Below are 19,972 nucleotides of genomic sequence, written 5' to 3'. Positions count from 1 at the left end.
CACTAACCAATTTAATAGGAGAATTAATGGAATTTACGTTTCTAGATTTAGGACTTTCCACTGAACGCATTGAGCAGTTAGAAAAATTGGGTTTTAGCGCACCAACTAACATTCAATCACAAGCAATTCCACATCTTTTGTCAGGTCGTGATGTTGTCGGTCAATCCCAAACAGGTACGGGAAAAACGGCTGCATTTTCACTACCGATTATAGAAAAGATTGATATCAGTCAAAAAGCGGTGCAGGCGCTGATTTTAACACCAACTCGTGAATTGGCAATTCAAGTTCACGATGCTGTTAGTGAATTCATTGGCAACCAAGGACTGAAAACTCTAGCTATCTATGGTGGTCAATCAATTGACCGTCAAATTTTACAACTCAAGCGTGGTGTTCATATTGTTGTGGGTACCCCAGGTCGAGTGATAGATTTGCTGGAAAGAGGCTGTCTGAAACTGGATCGAGTCAAGTGGATGGTGTTGGATGAAGCCGATGAAATGTTGAGCATGGGCTTTATTGATGATGTTGAGAAAATTCTGTCGCAAGCTCCAGAAGAACGTCAAACAGCTTTGTTCTCAGCAACAATGCCCCCATCAATCCGTCAGTTGGTGAATAGATTTTTGAATTCCCCAGTGACAATTACTGTTGAGCAACCAAAAGCGGCTCCTAATAAAATTAATCAGGTGGCTTATATAGTCCCCCGTCACTGGACAAAAGCAAAAGCTTTACAGCCCATTCTGGAAATGGAAGATCCAGAAACAGCTTTGATCTTTGTCCGCACCAGACGCACTGCAGCTGAACTGACTAGCCAGCTTCAGTCAGCAGGTCACAGCGTGGATGAATATCATGGCGACTTGTCACAGCAGGCGCGGGAACGGTTGTTAATTAGATTCCGCAATCGCCAAGTACGTTGGGTTGTAGCAACAGATATTGCAGCACGGGGTTTGGACGTTGACCAGTTGTCTCACGTGATCAACTTCGACTTACCCGACAGCGTAGAAACCTACGTCCATAGAATTGGTCGTACAGGACGTGCAGGGAAAGAAGGAACAGCGATTACTTTAGTACAGCCTTTTGAACGTCGCAAGCAGCAACTTTTTGAACGTCATATTAAGCAAAATTGGCAAATTCTGTCGATTCCAACACGGGCGCAAATTGAGGCAAAACAGTTAGACAAACTGCAAGTTCAAGTGCGGGAAGCATTAGCAGGCGAGCGCCTAGCGTCATTCTTGCCAATTGTCAACGAGTTGAGCGAAAAATACGATCCTCAAGCGATCGCAGCTGCAGCGTTGCAAATCACCTACGACCAAACACGTCCTGCTTGGTTGCAAACAGAAGACATTCCAGAAGAAGAGATTGCATCACCAACTCCCAAACCCAGACTGCGGTCAAACCGTCGTGGCGAAGGTGGTGGCGATCGCGATCGGCATCGTTCTTCCTGGACAGCAGAAGCTGGTAACCAAGAAGGAGACAAACGGACTCCCAAACCCAAACTGCGGACAGGTGGTGGGGGGCGTCGCGAGTCTTCCAATCGTGAAGCCTCAGGACTGCCAAAGAAATTAGGTTCTAGTGCAGCTACCAAAGAATCAGCTTCATAAATTGTTAGTGGTTAGTGGTTAGTGGTTGGTAGAAGAACTAACAACTAACAACTAACAACTAACAACTAACAAAGTCAGCAATTTCAGCCCAAACGTCAGAGCCTTGTGTTTGTTGGGCTGCTTTTGCATTGGTAATAAAGACTTCCAAATAAAAAATTGGCCACAATGTCTTGTGGTGCGGGCATCTTGCCTGCTATAAATCTAGGGCATCTTGCCTGCTATAAATCTAGGGCATCTTGCCTGCTATAAATCTAGGGCGGGCGAGGACGCCCACCCCACAAGAGCAAGATTTTTTGCTAAGTCAAAAATAAACAATAATTAGGTTTGTACAGCAAAGTCCTTTGGATCGATTCCCCAATTGAGCGAACAAATTGCATCTCTTGCTGATGGTGGTAGACGCATAACGTGAATAAATCCCGTACTTGGGCAAGTCGTCTTTCTTAGTCGAAAAACTGACTTAACCTCAACATTATTATCAATTCTTAATAATCAGTTTTTTCCTCATAGAATGAGCTACTACACAAACAAAGTCTGTCGGCGCGGACTAAATGGGTGGGATGTATATTTTGCTGTCTGTCTATAAAAAATGCAATGTATGTTGTTTTCTCTCGTAGTACTAATATACTATGAGAAAAGGTAAAAAAATAAAAATTGGGAATTTTCAAACCCGTGTAGGTGCAAATTTTATTTACGGAAAGTCCACTCTCAATTCTAGGGTAACTTATGAGGCAAGTCGTTAAGCAAGTCAAACAGCGATGCAAGCTCGATTTACATCATGCTGATATTGAATATCAGATGTGGAGGTTAGATAAGTCAGAGTATGAAAAATTAAGAGAAAATAGCCTCCCAATAACAGATGATTTTCGCTTTTATCTAGAGCTTTATCTTAGCGATCGCCAGCGAGAAGACAGACTGAATTTAGCAGAAATATTTGTCATTTTAGAGTGGATTTTTGGAGAGAGTAGTAACTTATTTGATGATTGGAAAGGGTCTTTCTGTTTTCCTGTATTACTGGTAGTTAAAAAAGAGATAGGAAGCCTATATTACTTAATGAGCATTTACGACCATAGAGGTTCTGTCTATTTTAGTCTTTATAGAATTCTAGAAAATAGTATATATGGATATGAGACTCAAAGATTGCGAGAGCCGTTTGAATTTGAATTTTCTCGACAAGAAATTAATTGTTTCTTAAGTTATTTTTATGATTATCTTGCAGGATACTTTCAAAGTATTAGAGATATTATTTTACCTCAAAATTTTATTAAGAAAATAGATTCTAATTTAATTATTTACGGTTATAAGAATGGAGAATACTTTGAAGATCAATATGATTCTGAAGATTCCTATCAAGAAGCTATCAGATTTTTTGAAGAAGTGGATGGAATTTTGTTGAAAAGAACAGATATTAATGCCATTTTGCAAGAGATTACTAATGAATCTAGTGAAAGATAGAGAATAATTATAGAGCAGAAGTGCGATAAGCCGGGTACGGCTTGCGCTAAGAGCGATCGCCCAAACAATTTTTTCCTCTAATTGCCTACCCTAAAGCGCCGATACAGAAATCATAAAAACCCGGTTTCTTTGTAGAGACTAGCTATGCTTAGTCTGTACGCCTACGAGATATCAAGCTTTGCAAGGGAGAGAAACTGGGTTTTTTGCCTTCTTTTTGAATACTATAGTGGCGCTCTAGAATACTACAGTACTTCAAATTTTCAGGAATATTTTAGGAATCTTATACACAGTATCAGTATAAAATGCGATCGCGACGGGACTTGATAAAGTTTCAGTACAATATTGTCTTGCTATAAATTAATAGGATAGTGGCGATGAAAATACGAAATAGTCAATTCTGGGTAGTTTTAATAGGAAGTTGTTTGGCACTTAGTTCTTCCAACTTATTAGCTAAAGAAACTTCTCAGCAAAAAGAATCAATCTTGAATAAGAGGTTACTAGCACAATTAGAAACGAACATAAATGTTAGCGAGTATTTGAAAAAAAATAAACCAAAAAGTTATAATTATCTCAAAAATAAATTAGAGGAAGCTATTGCAGATGCTAAAAGACCAAGCCAAGAAAAGGTGGTAGACAATCTTTGGAAATTGACAACAAGTCATTCTAAAATCAAGACGAGAATCAACAATAGTAAAACAGAGTTTCTTATGGTAAGTTGGAAATATGTAAAAAAACCAAACGAGAATTGGAAGCCCGGTTTAAAACCAATAGATAACCAGACTTGGTTAACAGTATCTAATCAAGTCAAAGAATTTTGCCAAACCTGTAAAGGTTTAGGTATAAATATTCCTGGAAACATCATGCTTTCGCTAAGATTGCAGCAGTATTTGGGATTAATTTTAAATAAAAACTCTAATAAAACACATTTTGTAGAAATGTGGGTCAAAGCTGAAGATTTAAGCAGACCATGTATTGACCCAGAAATCAATGATTCTAGTTGTCAAGTTTTACCTGTCCCCGTACCTAAGAGTAATTCTGTCTTACAAAAGATATATAAAAGTTCTTTTGAAGATAATGGCGAACATTATCCTTGGACAGGTTTAGGTTACACTTATGATTGGGGAAATCCTAAAAAACCTCATGTAGGGGCTAGTGAATTTCTTCTTAACCCAGACCCGGGAAAATCAGTAGAAGTAGAAGTGGTTTCTGTAACACCTACCGAAGAATATTGTAACAATCAATATTTGCAGTAGGTTGGTTTCTAAGGAATTTTCAAATTGAAAAAATAAACCTTAGAAAAGTTATGACCGTTTTAATCGCTCTCAAGGGTGAAGTCTAAACCTTTGCTTGAGAGCATTTATGTAATATGTATCTTTTTTCGACTATTGGTACTATTCCTACTCTAATAGGGACAATGTTGACATTTTTTAGTATAGGTAAATGTCTACTTTGAAGTGTCTTTGGTGGGCAGTGCCCACCTAGCCCTGTCAAGGTGGTAAAAAGCTAGATATATGCCTGACACTAGCTTGATAGCCCTGTCAAGGTGGGTCAAAAATCCGGAAAATTATGCCCAATCTTCGACATCTTACCTCCCTTGTTCTTCGTGTCTTCGTGGTTAAAAAATGTTTTTGAACCGCAAAGACGCGAAGAGCGCGAAGAGAATACTTGTTTTTCAATCATCACCTTGACAGGGCTAGCAGTGCCAACCTTACAATTCACAGCTTTTAGTTCACAAGAACGAAATTATTTAAGGTAGTTCATCCTTTGCGTACACGCCACTTTTTGTAACCAAATAAAGACATTACCAGTGTGAGTACCAACAGAGGTGTCAATGTTGAGGACTCGGGTATCCTTACTGGCGGTTGTTCGCCTACAGGTGGCGGAGTCACGGGAGGTTGTTCTGTTGGCGGTTGTTCGCCTACAGGTGGCGGAGTCACGGGAGGTTGTTCTGTTGGCGGTTGTTCGCCTACAGGTGGCGGAGTTACGGGAGGTTGTTCTGTTGGTGGTTGTTCGCCTACAGGTGGTGGAGTTACGGGAGGTTGTTCTGTTGGCGGTTGTTCGCCTACAGGTGGCGGAACTACGGCAATGGGAGGTTGTTCTGTTGGTGGTTGTTCGCCTACAGGTGGAGCCACTGGAGGTGGTACATTTTCTGTATCTGAGTCATCATCTCCACCACCACCAAAGGCAAAAGGTAAAAGAGCTAGGGGAATAGCACCAAGTACCCAGAAGGGGAACCCACCAGTACGACCACCGCCTGGAACTGCCTGCGATACAACGTCTCCTTCAACTAAAAAAGGAGGAAGTAGGCTAGCCGCTTCTCCAACTGGTAAATTTGCTGGTACGGCGGCAATAAAAGAGTCCCCTGGTAGAGCGATCCCAGCTAGTGAAGCATACTCTTCAGGAATACCAAGCGGAGGACGGTTAAACTCTGCATTACTGTGGTTGAATGGCAGTGACAGCACCTCAAGAATGTTGTTTTGGAGTTGTGCTTGATTCCCACTTCTTAATGAACGCACGCCTTGAGAAAATTGACCTGCATAAAATTGTTTAACTTCTGACGGGAGATTTAAAGCCTGGATTTGTTGTCGGACATTAGGAATTTTCGCAGCTTCTTCTAAAAGCAAACGCCCATAAGCGTATTTCAAATCAAGCAATCCATCGCGCAGGCTTTCGGAGGTTCCACTTCTCTCTGGAGACCAGTAGAAGTTTTTTGTTACCTGTCCCAAACCTTGTACGGGTGTTCGATTCACCGACTGTCCCAAAGTATATCTATATCCATCTAGAATATATGGGTCGTCGTTTGCCCAAAATGAGGACAAAGGTACTAATGAGAGATTGGGATTGTTACCGTAGTAGGAGGCAAAATTCTGAAAGTTTGCTTCCCCACCAGCTGCACGGATAACTAACTCTTGGTAGGTTGGTCCGTTGTTGGATTCTACTATTTGTTGGAGTATTGTTGCAGACTTATCACAGCCTGCACCAAAGCCCACATTACAGACGGGGACACCGCGCAGTTGAGTTAAATCCCGCCCGGACAATTGGTATTGAAGATAATTTTGCTCTAGTCCTGGCTGAATTCCATATCGCCCCACATATAACTGTGCTAATGCTTGGTGTGGTGCGCTTATTATTGCTGCTAGATAGGATGTGAACGCAATTGCGGTTTTTACGATACGGGATTTAAACAAGCTTAACCTCCATTCTCGCTTGATATGGTCTGTGGTTTTGATATGGTTTTAATAAACAAAATTCAGTGCGTAAGTGTTATGACGCAGGAGATGCAACTAAGTTCTGGGGAGCGTTGATATTTATGGTGATTCCCGTACCTTGAAGATCTCCTCCTGTTACAGGGTGGTATAAAACAAGCCCGCGACTGGGTTGGTCAAAGAGATAACCTCGTCGTGAGGGTTGTACTTTGCCTTGCTCAACTAAGGAAACGAAAGCTGATAAGTATTTTTGTATACTTTCTTGATTCTTTGTATTAGCTTTTGTATGATTCTGGATGAGCTTCATAAACAATTCAACAGTGCGATCGCCTTGTTCCTGAATCGGAGTCCCTTGGTCTAGAAAAGACGTAGCTATCAGCGCTCCATTGATTTGTTGTACTTTAAAAAGCGTGTAGTAGCGTCCTGGTTTTTGTTCGTCATTGGCATAGCAAACCCATGCTCCCTCAGCGTTTTGCACAAAACCTTGCTGTGCTAAATAGGAAAGTGGAGAATTTTTCTGCTGATTTGAAGGTGGGGGTAACAAACCCTCAACAGTGTTATACGAGCAAATCTGCTGCAACTGACTATTTGTATTTTGTTGTGGTTTTGTAGTATTTGTATCAGTTGGTTGTGTTTGAGTCGCTGGTTTTGGTGTAGTATTTGTATCAGTTGGTTGTGTTTGAGTCGCTGGTTTTGGTGTAGTATTTGTATCAGTTGGTTGTGTTTGAGTCGCTGGTTTTGGTGTAGTCTGTGCAGTGCTGACGGCAGACATAGCAGTCAACGCAGACACAGAAAAAGCACATACACTTAATAAATGAGCGATCGTATTCATAAGACTTACATTTCTATTGTGGCAAACAGACAAAGACCGATTGGTAGATGAGCCTTTCGTGAGGGAACCCATTTTCCTCTACTGATAAATTAAACCAGTGATTCGATCGAGTTTTTGTATTGACAAAAAGTAGACCAAAGTCTTAATATTTATAATCGAGGTTTGAAAGTAAACTATTTTGTTAACAAGGTTTCAGCCGCCTGTTAAATAAAATCTTTTCAGTTTTGCGCTTTTGGCTTCGCGCTAGCACAGATTTATTGTATTGATTGCTTTTTTTACACAACATTTTTTAAATTTTACCTCCCATGAGAATTAGGCTTTACCCAAAGGTAAAGTGTAGATGCACTCTGCTTTCTGCCTGCTTCATAATGGGCGGAGAGTAGGCACTTTATCTTATAGCGCGATCGCCTAATTTAGCTCGATCTAGCTTTATTTGTAACAATTTCAGCAGATAAAGTGCCTCCTACTTAAGAGCGATCGCGATCGACACTTAAGTGTGAGCTAAGTTGTACTTAACTCACCCTAGTAGAGTTACTGTTTAAAACTATACTCAACTAGTATTTGAGCCTTAGCCTTGCAGTAACTTACCGACTCTAAGAGTCTTGTTTTTATAAAAACCTTACACATTCATCATACATCAGTCCGAAGATTCATGCTATTTATTTACACGTTTGTCACATTTGATGATATTGAATCTTTACTGCTAATGGCTTAAGCCAACAGGTTTAACTTCTTGAGCAACAAAAACATCTTGTGATTGTCTTTAATCTTAGTTGAAGATCCTGGTATCGTCACTTAAATGTCGGTACAGTAGTCAGGAGACAAAAAGCCCAGTCCTCTGTTGTAAGGCTTGATATCTCCTAAGCTCAACTCAAAGAAACTGGGTTGCGTGGGATTACTGAAGGTAAGCACAAGCATCGCCTACCTTCAAATTTCAAGTCTTGCTATCTCAACAATTAAGAATGGAAGTATTGCCAGACTTTGATAAGTGTTACCAACAAGGAAAACATTGCAGCAGCAGCAGCAGCAATTGGTTGCCAGAATCTGCACTTTTGACGGAACCACCATAGGACTGAAACTTTGCGCTTGTTGCGTCGTTGGACAAATTTGCGTTTAAGGTTCATAGTATTACGATCAAAGTAGATATTGTTTTGCTTTGCAGCCTGGGTTATTCAGGCTGTTTTTGTAATGATGAGGTATTGTAGTGTATTTTTATACAACATAAATACACTACAAGATTTAATTGTGGATAAGTTAAAGCATTCGCTATGTGGTGGACTTCGTACAAAAAAGATCCTAAGTGGAGAAGCAATAGATAACTGCGACATGAAGGTTGTACTTTACCTTACTCAAGCCAAGAAACTAAGAGAGTTACACCGTGGATTGGATGGCAGAGATAACAAACCCTTTACAGCGTTGTGTGAGGCAATCTGTTGTTGTAAGTTTGTAGTATGTGTGTTTGTTAGTGGAGTTTTAGTCGCGGGTGATGGTGCTGTAGTCTGTAAAGTTATCACAGCAGGCATGGTAGCTAAGGCAGACACGAAAAGAGTACATACGCTTAATAAAGGAATTTTATTCATGAGTTACATTTCAAGTGTGGTACATAGACTAAGACCGATTGGTAGATGAGCCTTTCGTGAGGGAACCCATTTTCCTCTACTGATAAATTAAACCAGTGATTCGATCGAGTTTTTGTATTAACAAAAAGTAGATCAAAGTCTTAATATCTATAATCGAGGTTTGAAAGTTAACTATTTTGTTAACAAAATTTTAGTCGGTTGTTAAATAAAATCTTTTCAAATTTGCGCTTTGGGTTTCGTGTTAGCATAGATTTATTGTATTGATGGCTTTTTTCACACAACATTTTAAAAAATTTTACCTCCCATGAGAATTAGGCTTTACCCAAAGGTAAAGTGTAGATGCACTCTGCTTTCTGCCTGCTTCATAATGGGCGGAGAGTAGGCACTTTATCTTATAGCGCGATCGCCTGATTTAACTCGATCTAGTTTTATTTGTAATTCTTTAGGCATATTAAGTACCTCCTACTTAAGAGCGATTGCGATCAACACTTAAGTGTGAGCTAAGTTTTACTTAACTCACCTTAGTAGAGTTACTGTTTCAAACTATACTCAATTAATAGTTGAGCCTTAAACTTGCAGTAACTTACTGACTCTAAGAGTCTTGTTTTTATAAAAACCTTACACATTCGTCATACATCAGTCCTACACTCTGGGCTGTCACTGTTGGTGGTGAGACCATTCAGACACTTTGAATCACCAACCTCCGTCTCATCATCTTGTGGAAAAACCAACTCTTATCCAGACCACTACCCGTCAGATTTCTTGTTTTCTACAAGGATTACTGATCATTTTGGCTGATTTACTTAATGGTAAAAGCATTTGTTTGAATGGCTCCTGTCCATTTCAAAAAACTCTCTCTCCACCGATTGCAGTTAATAGCTCCTCATCTCACTTTTTTCTTGAACTCAGGAGCTTCCTTGTCTACTTCCTTCCTGTCTTCCAAGTCCGATCTTCCCGATTTGTAAAAAACCTACCCCTGTGAGGGGGCATGCTGTCACCGCGGCACCTGCGGGAGAGGACTGGACTTTCTAGGGTACTCATCTTCACCTCTATGGTTGCTCAGTTGTCAAGGTTCGGTTGGGATTTATCCCTTCTTTTGAACCAGGCGGTCATCCCTGAGTATTTCTGCTCATTTCGACCAACGAATCACAGCATCCGCCATGCGGTGGGGTAGTTGAATATATGTCTGTAACATTTGATGTTACGGAATCTTGGTATAGGATAGGCTAGAGTGTCTGAAAACGGTATTGGGCATTGGGAATTGGGAATTGGGTATTAGTTGTCACCTCAATCCCTCACTCCCTCACTCCCCCTTGTCCCAAACACAAATGATACTTTTGAAAGCAACTTCCTATGATTTCCCAGTCGCTCTCACTTGCCTTTCCCCCATTTCCTACTTTCAACTTAGAACAGACCCTACAAGGAGCCGAACAAATTAAGAATGCGACCTCGCAATCTGTTCAAACTGCGATCTCTTCATCCCTAAATCATTGGTTTGAGCAACACCCTATACTTTTCAAGTTGGTACAACTTCTAGAGATAGCGGCGCATCACCCAATTATTAGTATAGTTATCCTGCTTGTTGCTTTTTCTATCATTGGTAGTTTTGTAAAAGCCATTAGCCGATTTATTGAAGCAGCGAGTCTGTCACTTTTGCAACTTCCATTTAGGGGGCTTCAATTTCTTGTCAAATTGGGTCTTCAATCATTTAGCAACATTGGTGGTTCAGATGCAAAACAAGTTACAAGTATTCAGATGAGTGGTATACCATCTTTACCACCCGAAAAGGATCGAGCAATTCTTAAGGATAAGCAGCAAAGATTGGCAGACATTTCTATTCGCTTAGAGGAAATTCAAAAAGAACAGAACAAGCTTTTACAGGAAGTAGCAGAAATTTTAGGGAGCAGTGACCAGTGACCAGTGACCAGTGAAAAATCCAAAATCTAAAATCTAAAATCCAAAATCGAAAAAGTTCCTATCTTTACAAAGACTTAAGGTTAATGTGTATTTTTAACGAATAATATATAAAGTATACGTAAAGTATATTTTCATTCGCAACAGTATCACAAGGATTTGAGAAGTAGATAATCCTATTGGTCTAATGATTGAAAATGATATAAGGTAGATTTATATAATAAATGATTTTTCTAGTTGAGCTTATCAGGCAAGATTGCTTACCACATTCTTTATAAGAACGTCAAAAAGTACATAAAAATTCATACTAAGTTAAATTTTTGCTATTTTTAAAAGCATCAGGGGACTTTTAAATGATAAATCCGTCCCCCCATCAAGGTACCCATCATTTATTTGGGAATTGCTCTACCAAACTAAAACATAAATCTCATTCTTTAGCAAGATTCTAAACGGGGTTGATTGATTTGCAGTCAATCAATACTGAACCAGGAGTAAAAAATCCGCAGTTTTACTATAGACAACCACTAAGCTAACAACACTTAATTGAGTCAGAGGTAGATCGCAATGAATCCAGAAAACAAAATTTCACCAGCTTTTGAACCTTTTCTTGCTGAAATGGGAGAAGATGACAAACGGGATGCGATTGTGATCTACGAAGTGCCGCCTAGTGAAGGCTTACCACCAAGAGGGCGTCTGCGCGAACTAAAAAAGCGGTTGGTTCAGGTTCAACAACAAGCAACTATTCAGGTAGCGGCTGAAATCTTTGATGATTACCAAGAAGCCACTCTTGACAAAGGATATCACGATGAACCTCTGGCATTTTCTACCATTGGTTCCGGTGCATTGCCAGTAGCAACTGTTGAAGTGACTCCCAAAACTTTGGAGGCTTTGGTAGAACAACCTAATGTTGTTGCTATTTTACCAAATCAAAAAATTCACCTGATTCAGCCACGAAAAATTGAATACTCTGAATTATTCGCTGAGGAAAGTAAAGAAAACTTCACCTGGGGACTCAGACAACTAGATATTCCCAGGCTATGGGAGAAGACCACTGGTGAAAACATCAACGTCGCTGTTTTAGATACGGGCGTGTATGCAGCTCATCCAGCACTCCAGAAACGAGTCAAAGAATTTGTGGTGATCGACCCCCTAGGGAGGCGGATTAATGCATCTCCTGCTTTTGATTGCGGACAGCACGGGACTCATGTTTGTGGAACCATCGCAGGGGGAAAAACTGCTAGAGGTCTATCTATTGGCGTTGCACCGCAAGCTAATTTATTAGTTGCTGGCGTGCTGATTGGGGATACCACTCTGAGAACTTTATTGGAAGGTATATCTTGGGCTATTGAAAGAGGGGCTGATATTATAAATATGTCTTTGGGTCTTAGCTACTACGAACCTCTCTTCGCTGAGGTACTTGACATCCTCGTGAACCAGTATGGTATTTTACCAGTAGTAGCGATCGGCAACGAGAACCACGGTAATACTAGCTCACCTGGTAATGCATATAATGCCTTCAGTGTGGGTGCAATAGAAAAACTGCCAGACGACAGGGTTGATGTCGCTTTCTTTAGTAGCGGGGCAAGCCTTGTGTTTCCTGGAGTGGAGTCCAACAGTTTGGTAACAAAGCCAGACGTTGTTGCCCCAGGTGCTCAGGTCTACTCATGCATACCACCGACGAAAACACCAAACGGAACCTACGAGTATAACTATATGGATGGCACTTCTATGGCAACCCCACATATTGCGGGTGCGGCAGCACTGTTAATGGCGGCTAAGCCAACAGCACCTGTCACAGAAATTATGAATGCACTGAAGGAAACGGCACACCATCCAGGCGGAACCAGCCATCGTCCCGATAATCGTTGGGGATGGGGAGTGGTGCAGCCCGTGGAAGCGTTAAACGCTCTTAGTTGAGGGCAACCAGGAAAGTGCATCATGTACTCAAACAACACAACTTTAAAGAAAAATAAAATCAGTTCTGAGTTTGCCTGTCGGTTGGGCCACCTGGCCCCCCAGCAAAAGGTAAGCGTGATCGTATTTCTAAAACTGGAAAGTAATTTTGACAATCCAGCCAGCTCGCGCTTAACTAGAGCCGAACGGCGAGCCACAATGGAGAGTATTCGTAACTCAGCCACACAAGCACTAGGTTACATTAAGAAAATCATCCAAGATTTTGGCGGCAAGGAATTAGCAGAAAGACCCGACGCCTTGGGTTCAATTCCTATTGAAATATCTGCTGCAGGAGTTAAAGCTCTCGCTGCATCCGATGTTGTTAAAGCTGTTTTGGAGGAGCAAGAAATTGTTCCGGCCAATGGCATAAATAGTGTTTACATTCACAGCCGTGAATGCTAGAATAGCATTTCATGTTAGGGTTGATACTTTTGTACAAGATAGCTATTAGTTTTTATTATAGCTTTCATTGGCAAAAAAATTACAAGCGTTGGGGACACAACTTAAGAATTATTTCGTCTTTTCCTCCAGACACCCAGTTAGCAAAACGTTGAGCCAAGGGCGGTACGATCGCGAAGGGATTGCTGAAGCCAGAAAAAACGTAGAGACGTTCGTGCTCTGAGACAAGACCAACCAAGGGAAGTGCATCATGACTGAATGACACCAAACAGCGATGCCAAGTTCCTGGCAAATCCCCCAAAATTGGCAATATTTTTTTCAGCCCCTCTCGCATTGTTGCTTCGCTTTCTGCCGAATCAATATGAGCGAAGGGGTTTGTTATTGCGCGACTCATCTGACCAAATCGGAAGCTACCATCTTTGAATTGAATAGCCCCTGTGTCAAGAATGGGCGGTACAACTTCACAATCAGGTTGTGTCCAAACCCCATCATTTTTAGAAGATTCAGTCTCCAACTGAAACCGTTTGAGATTTGCGGGCATAACCAAAGTACGCAGTTGTATACTATCTACAGGTGGGGTTTCGAGCATTTCCGCGTGAGTGAAATACAACTTAATTGAAACGTTAGATGACTGAAATAATTGTCTGCTGAGACCACCCGCACAAACAACAGTGTTAGCACTATAGTACGTTTTTGTAGTGGTCTGTACTTCCGTAAACTTCAACAAATTTGGGGAGTAGGGGCGCAAGGCATTGCGCCCCTCCAAGCATAATGATTGGGGGTAAAGGTTTGTCACCTGCTCGATCTTCATTTCACCTCCAGCACGCAAAAAAGCTGTAATATAACCTTGAGTTGTTTTGTCTGGGTGAATGTGACCGTGTTTGACAGTTAAAGCACCTGCGATCGCATTTGGGTTCAATAAAGGTTCTAGTTCGCACGCTTCTTTCACGTTGAGTAATGTTGGAGAAATGGCAAAGCGAGTGTAAGACGCCGCCACCTCTTTTGGATTGATGTCAACAGGAATTGTTAAAAGTAAATCTAATTCTCGAAATTCAGTGTCAAAGTCTAATTCTTCCGGTAGGATTTGATGGCGTGCAATGCCTTCAGTACACAATTGTTTGGTAAGAGGAGTTGTACCAGACCAAAATGCAACTCCACCATAACTATATCTAGTAGCATTTTGTGGCGTCGCGTGTTGTTCTAATAACAGAACTGCATATCCCTTTTTGACAAGTTCATAAGCAAGCGCAGCACCCGCAATACCAGCACCAACAACAATCCAATCGTATGTTGGGGATTGGTGATTGGGGATTAGGGATTGGGGATTAGTCATTGATTTAAGGGACTTCCAAATAAAAAAATATACAACTTTTTCTTGTGGTGCGAGCGTCCCGCCCGCCACTAGTATAAAACGGGCGAAGACGCCCGTTCCACAAAATGGATATTTTATTTCTTGGAAAGCCCTAAGTGAGATTGCGATCGCGAGCAATATAGTATTTTTATACTATTTTTAGTAATATAGTGCTAACGTCTAAATAAATATATCAGAGAAATTATGGTTCAAACTATACAGGCAAAAGATATTAATTTAGCTCAATTAGGAGAAACATTTGGGTTAGAACGTATAGAGGACGAACAGTTTTTTCGAGAATGGCAAGATAATTTACCAGAACTGAGTGACTTGGAGAAGCAACTTCTCGACGAAGTTAGATACGAGTTTCTTCATTTATCGCAGTATGAAATACTAGAACCTGTCGTCAAAATGGTTGTGTTGTCACCTTTATTGAGATTAGCGGGTTTTTATCGTCCGCCTTTTTACATTGCGGCTGAAAAGGGGATAGAAATTATATCCAGAGATGAGGATACAATTGTACGCGGACAAATTGATATTTTAGTCTTTCATCCTCGTTTTTGGATTATTACAGTTGAAGCAAAACGAGCACAATACTCTTTAGAGGCTGCAATTCCTCAAGCCTTGGCATATATGTTAGGTAATCCTGACTCTGAAAAACCTGTGTTTGGTTTTGTTACGAATGGCAGAGAATTCCAATTTCTGAAATTGACTAGACAAGATCAACCAAAATATGCTTTATCTTATACACTATCATTGAATCGTGGTAACGATTTACATAACGTGTTGAGAGCATTAAAACGGTTTGGACAGATAGCGATTGATTTTGGATTTTAGATTTTGGATTTTGGATTGGGGATTGGCGATTGGAGATTAGATACATCCGAAACAACTAGCTACAACTCCTCTCGATCCCAGTCTCTGCCTCTCGTAAGGCATTACCAGGCAATACATCAAAATGTCCTCTGAATTGCCTCTAGAATCGCCAAAAGTACAAGATATCAGAGACATTCTGCACTTTTGGCGTTAAGTGGATGACAAAATTCAAGTTTTTCTGCTATGATTGTTATCTAGTCTTAACATTTTTAGAAAAAGCAATTCACTCTCTTCTCAAATATATGTGTTCGATAGCTGTATTCTGGTTGCTGCGCTGCGCTCTCGGCGGGGCGCTAGTTTTCTCGTTTTAAGCGCCATTCGACAGCGAGTCATTGCAGGGGTTCTCTCATCCGCTTTATTCTTAGAGTATGCCGATGTGTTAAAGCGAGATCAAAACCTACAACAGTTTTGGACAACGCCTGAAGAGATCAATGTGGTGCTAGGAGTGCTTGCAGATGTGTTGAAGCCAGTCCCAATCTATTTTCAGTGGCGACCTCAACTCAGAGATCCCAACGATGAAATGGTTCTAGAATGTGCAATTAATGCCCAAGCATCTGCAATCGTCACCTTCAACGAACGAGATTTCTTACCAGCCGCACAACAATTTGGAATTGAAGTGATTCAGCCTGGAGTATTGGTGCGATCGTTAAATTTAAGGGAGCGTTTCAGCCAATGAGTTCTTATCCATTGCAATTACCAGAAGAGCTAATGCAGGAAGTTCGCCGTTTGGCAGAGGTAAATCAGGTGACGCTGGAACAATGGTTGCTCGTCGCGATCGAACGGCATGTCGCTGCCGAGCAATCTCTCCGTCACTTGCGGCTTGCAGCACAAGCCGCTGATTACGATCGCTTCGATCGAATTTTGGCAAGAGTGCCTGATGTCAATCCCATGCCGGGAGACGAATTATAGCGTGGACATCAGTAGATATTCGCGCTTGTGCAGATGTTTGGCTCGTCTTGACACAACGGATTGTTCTGCATTAATTCCGCGTGGGACAAGTGAACCCATGTACTTAGCTATTTAATTAATAGTCTAATTATTTACGCCAACCTGTACTAGCCCCCAAACCCTAATCCCCAGTCCCCTACCTATACAACCAAACACGTAGCAATGAGAGCAATTGCTCGGTATCGACTGGTTTGGTAATGTAATCTGATGCACCAGCTTCGATACATTTTTCTCTGTCACCCTGCATTGCCTTAGCAGTCAACGCGATGATTGGCAAAGATTTAAATTTATTGTCCTCGCGAATCTGACGTGTCGTTTCATAGCCATCCATTTCAGGCATCATCACATCCATTAAAACCACATCAATATCCGGTGTGTTTTCCAAAACATTAATGCCGTCTCTACCATTTTCTGCATATAAAACCTGCATTTGATAGCGCTCTAACACACTTGTAAGGGCAAAGATATTACGCATATCATCATCTACAATGAGAACTTTCTTGTTCACAAGTACGCGATCGCTACTACGCAAATGTTCTAACATTTGTCGCTTGGGTGCGGGTAATTCTGACTGAACTCTATGTAAGAGCAAGGCTGTTTCATCGAGGAGACGTTCTGGAGAACAAACTCTTTAACAATAATTGTTTCTGCCAAGCGTCGCAGTTGAATGTCCTCTGTTCTAGTCAACTCCCTTGCAGTGTAGACAATAATCGGTAGTGCTTTTCCATTGGGCTGTTGCTTGATTTGCTCTATCAGTTCAAACCCGTTCATATCGGGTAATCCTAAATCCAGAACAACACAATCGAAGTCTCGCTCGCGTATCGCTTTTAGTGCTTCAGCACCAGTACTGACAGCAGTGGTGGCAACATCACCATTGCCAATCAATTCTACAATGCTATACCGCTGAGTATCATCGTCTTCTACAACTAGCAGATTTTTCACCCGACGCTCAACAAATCCTTTAATCTTAGTCAACGCTTGATACAACTCCTCACGACTAACAGGTTTTTGTAGGTAAGCGATTGCACCTAGTTGCAAACTGCGTTGCCTTCCATCTTCCACAGTCATAATATACACTGGGATGTGGCGGGTGTTCGGATCGTGCTTCAAGCGATCGAGCACCGTCCAACCATCCGTTTCTGGTAAGTGGATATCAAGAACGATCGCTGACGGATGAAATTGCTGTGCGAGTGCCAAACCCATACTGCCATTATGGGCAACAATGCACTTGAATTCCATCTGTTGCGCCATATCTAAAAGGATGCGGGCAAAATTCAGGTCATCTTCCACAATCAGAAGTACGCGATCGCCCTCTTTGAGGTTACCTCTGTCATCAATCAGGGGAGTGGGGGGGAGTGGCGCTGTAAGAGAGCGGGGTTCCCCTTGGGCTTGAAAGGTAACAGGAGACGCAGAGACATTGAGATGGGGGGACGTGGAGAGGGATAATTTCCCCGTGTCCCTCTGTATTGCTTGAGGTAAGTAGAGTGTAAATGTACTTCCTTCACCAAGACGACTGACAAGCTGAATTTCTCCACCAAGCAAACGAGTAATTTCGCGGCTAATGGACAAGCCTAAACCAGTACCGCCATATTTGCGACTAGTAGTGCCATCAGCTTGTTGGAACGCCTCAAAAATAATCTTTTGCTTATCGGGTGCAATGCCAATACCTGTATCGCTGATAGCAAAACCAATGACAATTTGAGCGCGATTTAAAGTTTGGTGCTCGTGACTCCATCCCTGTGTTGCGACAAAGATCCGTAAGCGGACTTCGCCACGCTCTGTGAATTTAAAAGCATTTGCCAGCAAATTTTGCAACACTTGTTGCAAACGCTTGGCATCAGTCTGGAGACTTCTTGGGAGATTGGGAGCCGATTCAATGAAGAAATTGAGTCCTCGATCGACAGTAACTTGCCTAAAGGTACGTTCAATGTGCTCGTACAATTCCGCAATCAACATTTGGTCTATGTCAATTGACATAGTTCCCGATTCGATTTTCGCTAGGTTGAGAATTTCATTGATTAATGCCAAAAGATCTTTACCCGACGAGTAAATTGTGCTACAGTATTTGGCATATTTGTCAGTTAGGTTGCCATCTACGTTATCTGCCAGCAACTTAGCCAGAATTAGCAAACTGTTAAGTGGTGTCCGCAATTCGTGGGACATATTTGCCAGAAACTCAGACTTGTATTTTGACGAAAGTGCTAGTTGCTCTGCTTTTTCTTCCAGAGAACGCCTTGCATATTCAATTTCTTGATTCTTGCGTTCGACTTCTTTTTTTTGTGCGGACACTAATTCCGCCTTTTCTTCAAGTTCTACGTTAAGCTGCTGTAATTCTTCGTTAGATCGCTGTAACTCTTTTTGCTGTTGAATCAAAAGTTCTTCCGATGCTTGCAACTCAACGGCCTGTTGTTCCAATCGCTCATTACTCTGCTTGAGTTCTTCTTGCTGACTTTGCAACTCTTGTGCTAGAGCTTGAGACTGTTGGAGTAGTTGTTGAGTACGAGTATCAGATTTAATCGTATTCAGGACTACACCAACAGTTTCAGTAACTTGGTCGAGGAATGTTAGATGAATCTCACTAAAGCGTTGGAAAGAGGCTAGCTCTATCACTGCTGTTACTTGATTTTCAAATAATACAGGTAACACGATGATATTTAACGGTTGAGATCCTCCCAAACCAGAAACAATACTGATGTAATCGTTTGGTACATCTGTTAATATAATTTTCTGTTTTTCCAGGGCACATTGTCCAATCAGTCCTTCCCCTAGACGGAATTGGTTAGATAGGTGCTTAGGTTGTTGGTAAGCATAGCTACCTAGAAGCTTGAGCATTGGCTGCTCATCAACAAAATCCATGACATAGAAAACGCCTTGTTGTGCGCCTACTAACGGTGCAAGCTCGCTGAGAACCATTCCAGAAACCGTTTCCTGACTTCTTTGACCTTGCAACATTTGGCTAAATTTAGCTAGATTGGACTTCAGCCAGTTTTCTTGGTTATTTCTAAGAGTTGTCTCCCGCAAATTGACAATCATTTGGTTAAACGCTTGTGCCAACACTCCAATTTCGTCTTGGCGCTTTCCGGTAGACACACTCAGTGATAAATTTCCCGTTGCTAACTTTTGAGTAACTCCAGAGATTTCTCGCAGAGGCTGAGAAATGTTTCTATTGAGATAAATAGCAATTAAAGTTAAAAATAGAAAAGATAAAGGGATACCATAAATAATAGTATCAATTGCTTGTTGGGTAGCTAATTGAGTTGAGATAGAACGCTGTTCTAATAATTTCTGCTCCTCGGTTTTCATCTCAGTAATTATCCGACGGATTTCATCCATCAACGTTTTGCCATTATCTGTTATCAAGTATTGCCTTACAGATTCAAGCTCTTGTTTTTCTCGTAAGGAAATCGAGTTTTGAATATTAATTAATTTCCGGTCAATTATTGGTTTTAAAGCATTAATCCTGCGCTGCTGATTAGGGTTATCTGCTGTTAATTGGCGAAGATTTGTGACCGTATTTTCAATAACTGAAAGTGCGGTATTATACGGTTCCAAATAACGCTTTTCTCCAGTCAGTAGGTAACCGCGTTGTGCTGTTTCAGAATCTTTAAGCTGAGAAACTAAATCATTTAACCCCCCAAGCACCTGATAGGTATGAGTTTGCCAGCGAGAATTTTCAATGAGATTATTTGTGGTGCGATATGAAATAAATCCAAGAGCACCAAGAATTGCTAACCCTAATGCAAAACTTGCGCCTATCTTGGTGCCAATTCTTAGATTAGAAAACATTTTTCAGTAGCTAATACCATTTTGGATTTTGGATTTTGGATTTTGGATTGAAAAGCTTTGCGGGGCTTAATTTCACCCAA

Annotated in this window: 16 protein-coding genes; 10 read left to right on the top strand and 6 right to left on the bottom strand. The window is 41.2% G+C overall.

The window, feature by feature from the left end:
- Positions 1-26 precede the first annotated feature (26 nt).
- From WA1_RS37005 to WA1_RS36995, 3 genes are all read left to right on the top strand, one after another.
- A complete protein-coding gene (locus WA1_RS37005; protein ID WP_017746800.1) occupies positions 27-1,595 on the top strand; it encodes a DEAD/DEAH box helicase in 1,569 nt (522 codons plus the stop codon).
- Between the two features lie 723 nt (positions 1,596-2,318).
- Positions 2,319-3,047 (top strand): hypothetical protein, encoded by a 729-nt coding sequence (locus tag WA1_RS37000; protein ID WP_017746798.1) that lies wholly within the window; start codon positions 2,319-2,321, stop codon positions 3,045-3,047.
- 374 nt (positions 3,048-3,421) lie between these two features.
- Entirely contained in the window at positions 3,422-4,300 is an 879-nt protein-coding gene (locus WA1_RS36995) for a hypothetical protein (RefSeq protein WP_017746797.1), read from the top strand.
- Positions 4,301-4,804: 504 nt separating this feature from the next.
- Here WA1_RS36995 and WA1_RS36990 read toward each other — a convergent pair.
- The 3 genes from WA1_RS36990 to WA1_RS57560 form a co-directional block, all read right to left on the bottom strand.
- On the bottom strand, positions 4,805-6,235 hold the full coding sequence (locus WA1_RS36990; RefSeq protein WP_066613143.1) for a hypothetical protein: 1,431 nt from the start codon (positions 6,233-6,235) through the stop codon (positions 4,805-4,807).
- 76 nt (positions 6,236-6,311) lie between these two features.
- A complete protein-coding gene (locus tag WA1_RS36985; RefSeq protein ID WP_017746795.1) occupies positions 6,312-7,085 on the bottom strand; it encodes a hypothetical protein in 774 nt (257 codons plus the stop codon).
- A gap of 956 nt (positions 7,086-8,041) precedes the next feature.
- Positions 8,042-8,209 (bottom strand): hypothetical protein, encoded by a 168-nt coding sequence (locus tag WA1_RS57560; protein WP_017746794.1) that lies wholly within the window; start codon positions 8,207-8,209, stop codon positions 8,042-8,044.
- Between the two features lie 121 nt (positions 8,210-8,330).
- Between WA1_RS57560 and WA1_RS36980 the strand changes: the two genes are divergently transcribed.
- The 4 genes from WA1_RS36980 (at position 8,331) to WA1_RS36965 (ending at position 12,934) form a co-directional block, all read left to right on the top strand.
- Entirely contained in the window at positions 8,331-8,714 is a 384-nt protein-coding gene (locus WA1_RS36980) for a hypothetical protein (RefSeq protein ID WP_158516740.1), read from the top strand.
- 1,304 nt (positions 8,715-10,018) lie between these two features.
- Positions 10,019-10,582, top strand: a complete 564-nt coding sequence (locus WA1_RS36975; protein ID WP_017746792.1) for a hypothetical protein — start codon at positions 10,019-10,021, stop codon at positions 10,580-10,582.
- A gap of 561 nt (positions 10,583-11,143) precedes the next feature.
- The gene (locus WA1_RS36970; protein WP_017746791.1) at positions 11,144-12,496 is read left to right on the top strand and encodes a S8 family serine peptidase; all 1,353 of its coding nucleotides are present in this window, start codon (positions 11,144-11,146) and stop codon (positions 12,494-12,496) included.
- A gap of 114 nt (positions 12,497-12,610) precedes the next feature.
- Positions 12,611-12,934: a hypothetical protein gene (locus WA1_RS36965; protein WP_272819312.1), complete on the top strand. Its 324-nt coding sequence runs from the start codon at positions 12,611-12,613 to the stop codon at positions 12,932-12,934.
- Between the two features lie 79 nt (positions 12,935-13,013).
- Here the strand turns inward: WA1_RS36965 and WA1_RS36960 are convergent, their stop codons facing one another.
- Positions 13,014-14,264, bottom strand: a complete 1,251-nt coding sequence (locus WA1_RS36960) for an NAD(P)/FAD-dependent oxidoreductase (protein ID WP_017746789.1) — start codon at positions 14,262-14,264, stop codon at positions 13,014-13,016.
- Between the two features lie 222 nt (positions 14,265-14,486).
- Between WA1_RS36960 and WA1_RS36955 the strand changes: the two genes are divergently transcribed.
- The 3 genes from WA1_RS36955 (at position 14,487) to WA1_RS36945 (ending at position 16,067) form a co-directional block, all read left to right on the top strand.
- Positions 14,487-15,119 carry a type I restriction endonuclease gene (locus WA1_RS36955; protein WP_017746788.1) on the top strand — a complete coding sequence of 211 codons (633 nt, stop codon included), beginning with the start codon at positions 14,487-14,489 and terminating at the stop codon, positions 15,117-15,119.
- 283 nt (positions 15,120-15,402) lie between these two features.
- Positions 15,403-15,834 carry a putative toxin-antitoxin system toxin component, PIN family gene (locus tag WA1_RS36950; RefSeq protein WP_017746787.1) on the top strand — a complete coding sequence of 144 codons (432 nt, stop codon included), beginning with the start codon at positions 15,403-15,405 and terminating at the stop codon, positions 15,832-15,834.
- A complete protein-coding gene (locus tag WA1_RS36945) occupies positions 15,831-16,067 on the top strand; it encodes a hypothetical protein (protein ID WP_017746786.1) in 237 nt (78 codons plus the stop codon). Before WA1_RS36950 ends, WA1_RS36945 begins: the two co-directional genes overlap by 4 nt.
- A 175-nt stretch (positions 16,068-16,242) precedes the next feature.
- Here WA1_RS36945 and WA1_RS61960 read toward each other — a convergent pair whose 3' ends face one another.
- Together WA1_RS61960 and WA1_RS36940 are read right to left on the bottom strand one after the other, a co-directional pair.
- Positions 16,243-16,650: a response regulator gene (locus tag WA1_RS61960; protein WP_017746785.1), complete on the bottom strand. Its 408-nt coding sequence runs from the start codon at positions 16,648-16,650 to the stop codon at positions 16,243-16,245.
- Positions 16,644-19,892 carry a CHASE3 domain-containing protein gene (locus tag WA1_RS36940; protein ID WP_017746784.1) on the bottom strand — a complete coding sequence of 1,083 codons (3,249 nt, stop codon included), beginning with the start codon at positions 19,890-19,892 and terminating at the stop codon, positions 16,644-16,646. Before WA1_RS36940 ends, WA1_RS61960 begins: the two co-directional genes overlap by 7 nt.
- Positions 19,893-19,972 lie beyond the last annotated feature (80 nt).

It is taken from the genome of Scytonema hofmannii PCC 7110 (genome assembly GCF_000346485.2).
GTDB classification, from domain to species: domain Bacteria; phylum Cyanobacteriota; class Cyanobacteriia; order Cyanobacteriales; family Nostocaceae; genus Scytonema; species Scytonema hofmannii.
This window is presented reverse-complemented; position numbering and strand designations above follow the sequence as displayed.

Excerpts from the sequence above, each read along its gene's own strand:
- WA1_RS36985 (WP_017746795.1), bottom strand. The coding sequence starts at position 7,085 with ATGAATACGATCGCTCATTTATTAAGTGTATGTGCTTTTTCTGTGTCT.
- WA1_RS36940 (WP_017746784.1), bottom strand. The coding sequence starts at position 19,892 with ATGTTTTCTAATCTAAGAATTGGCACCAAGATAGGCGCAAGTTTTGCA.
- WA1_RS36960 (WP_017746789.1), bottom strand. The coding sequence starts at position 14,264 with ATGACTAATCCCCAATCCCTAATCCCCAATCACCAATCCCCAACATAC.
- WA1_RS61960 (WP_017746785.1), bottom strand. The coding sequence starts at position 16,650 with ATGTTAGAACATTTGCGTAGTAGCGATCGCGTACTTGTGAACAAGAAA.
- WA1_RS36945 (WP_017746786.1), top strand. The coding sequence starts at position 15,831 with ATGAGTTCTTATCCATTGCAATTACCAGAAGAGCTAATGCAGGAAGTT.
- WA1_RS57560 (WP_017746794.1), bottom strand. The coding sequence starts at position 8,209 with ATGAACCTTAAACGCAAATTTGTCCAACGACGCAACAAGCGCAAAGTT.
- WA1_RS36970 (WP_017746791.1), top strand. The coding sequence starts at position 11,144 with ATGAATCCAGAAAACAAAATTTCACCAGCTTTTGAACCTTTTCTTGCT.
- WA1_RS36995 (WP_017746797.1), top strand. The coding sequence starts at position 3,422 with ATGAAAATACGAAATAGTCAATTCTGGGTAGTTTTAATAGGAAGTTGT.
- WA1_RS37005 (WP_017746800.1), top strand. The coding sequence starts at position 27 with ATGGAATTTACGTTTCTAGATTTAGGACTTTCCACTGAACGCATTGAG.
- WA1_RS37000 (WP_017746798.1), top strand. The coding sequence starts at position 2,319 with ATGAGGCAAGTCGTTAAGCAAGTCAAACAGCGATGCAAGCTCGATTTA.
- WA1_RS36975 (WP_017746792.1), top strand. The coding sequence starts at position 10,019 with ATGATTTCCCAGTCGCTCTCACTTGCCTTTCCCCCATTTCCTACTTTC.
- WA1_RS36955 (WP_017746788.1), top strand. The coding sequence starts at position 14,487 with ATGGTTCAAACTATACAGGCAAAAGATATTAATTTAGCTCAATTAGGA.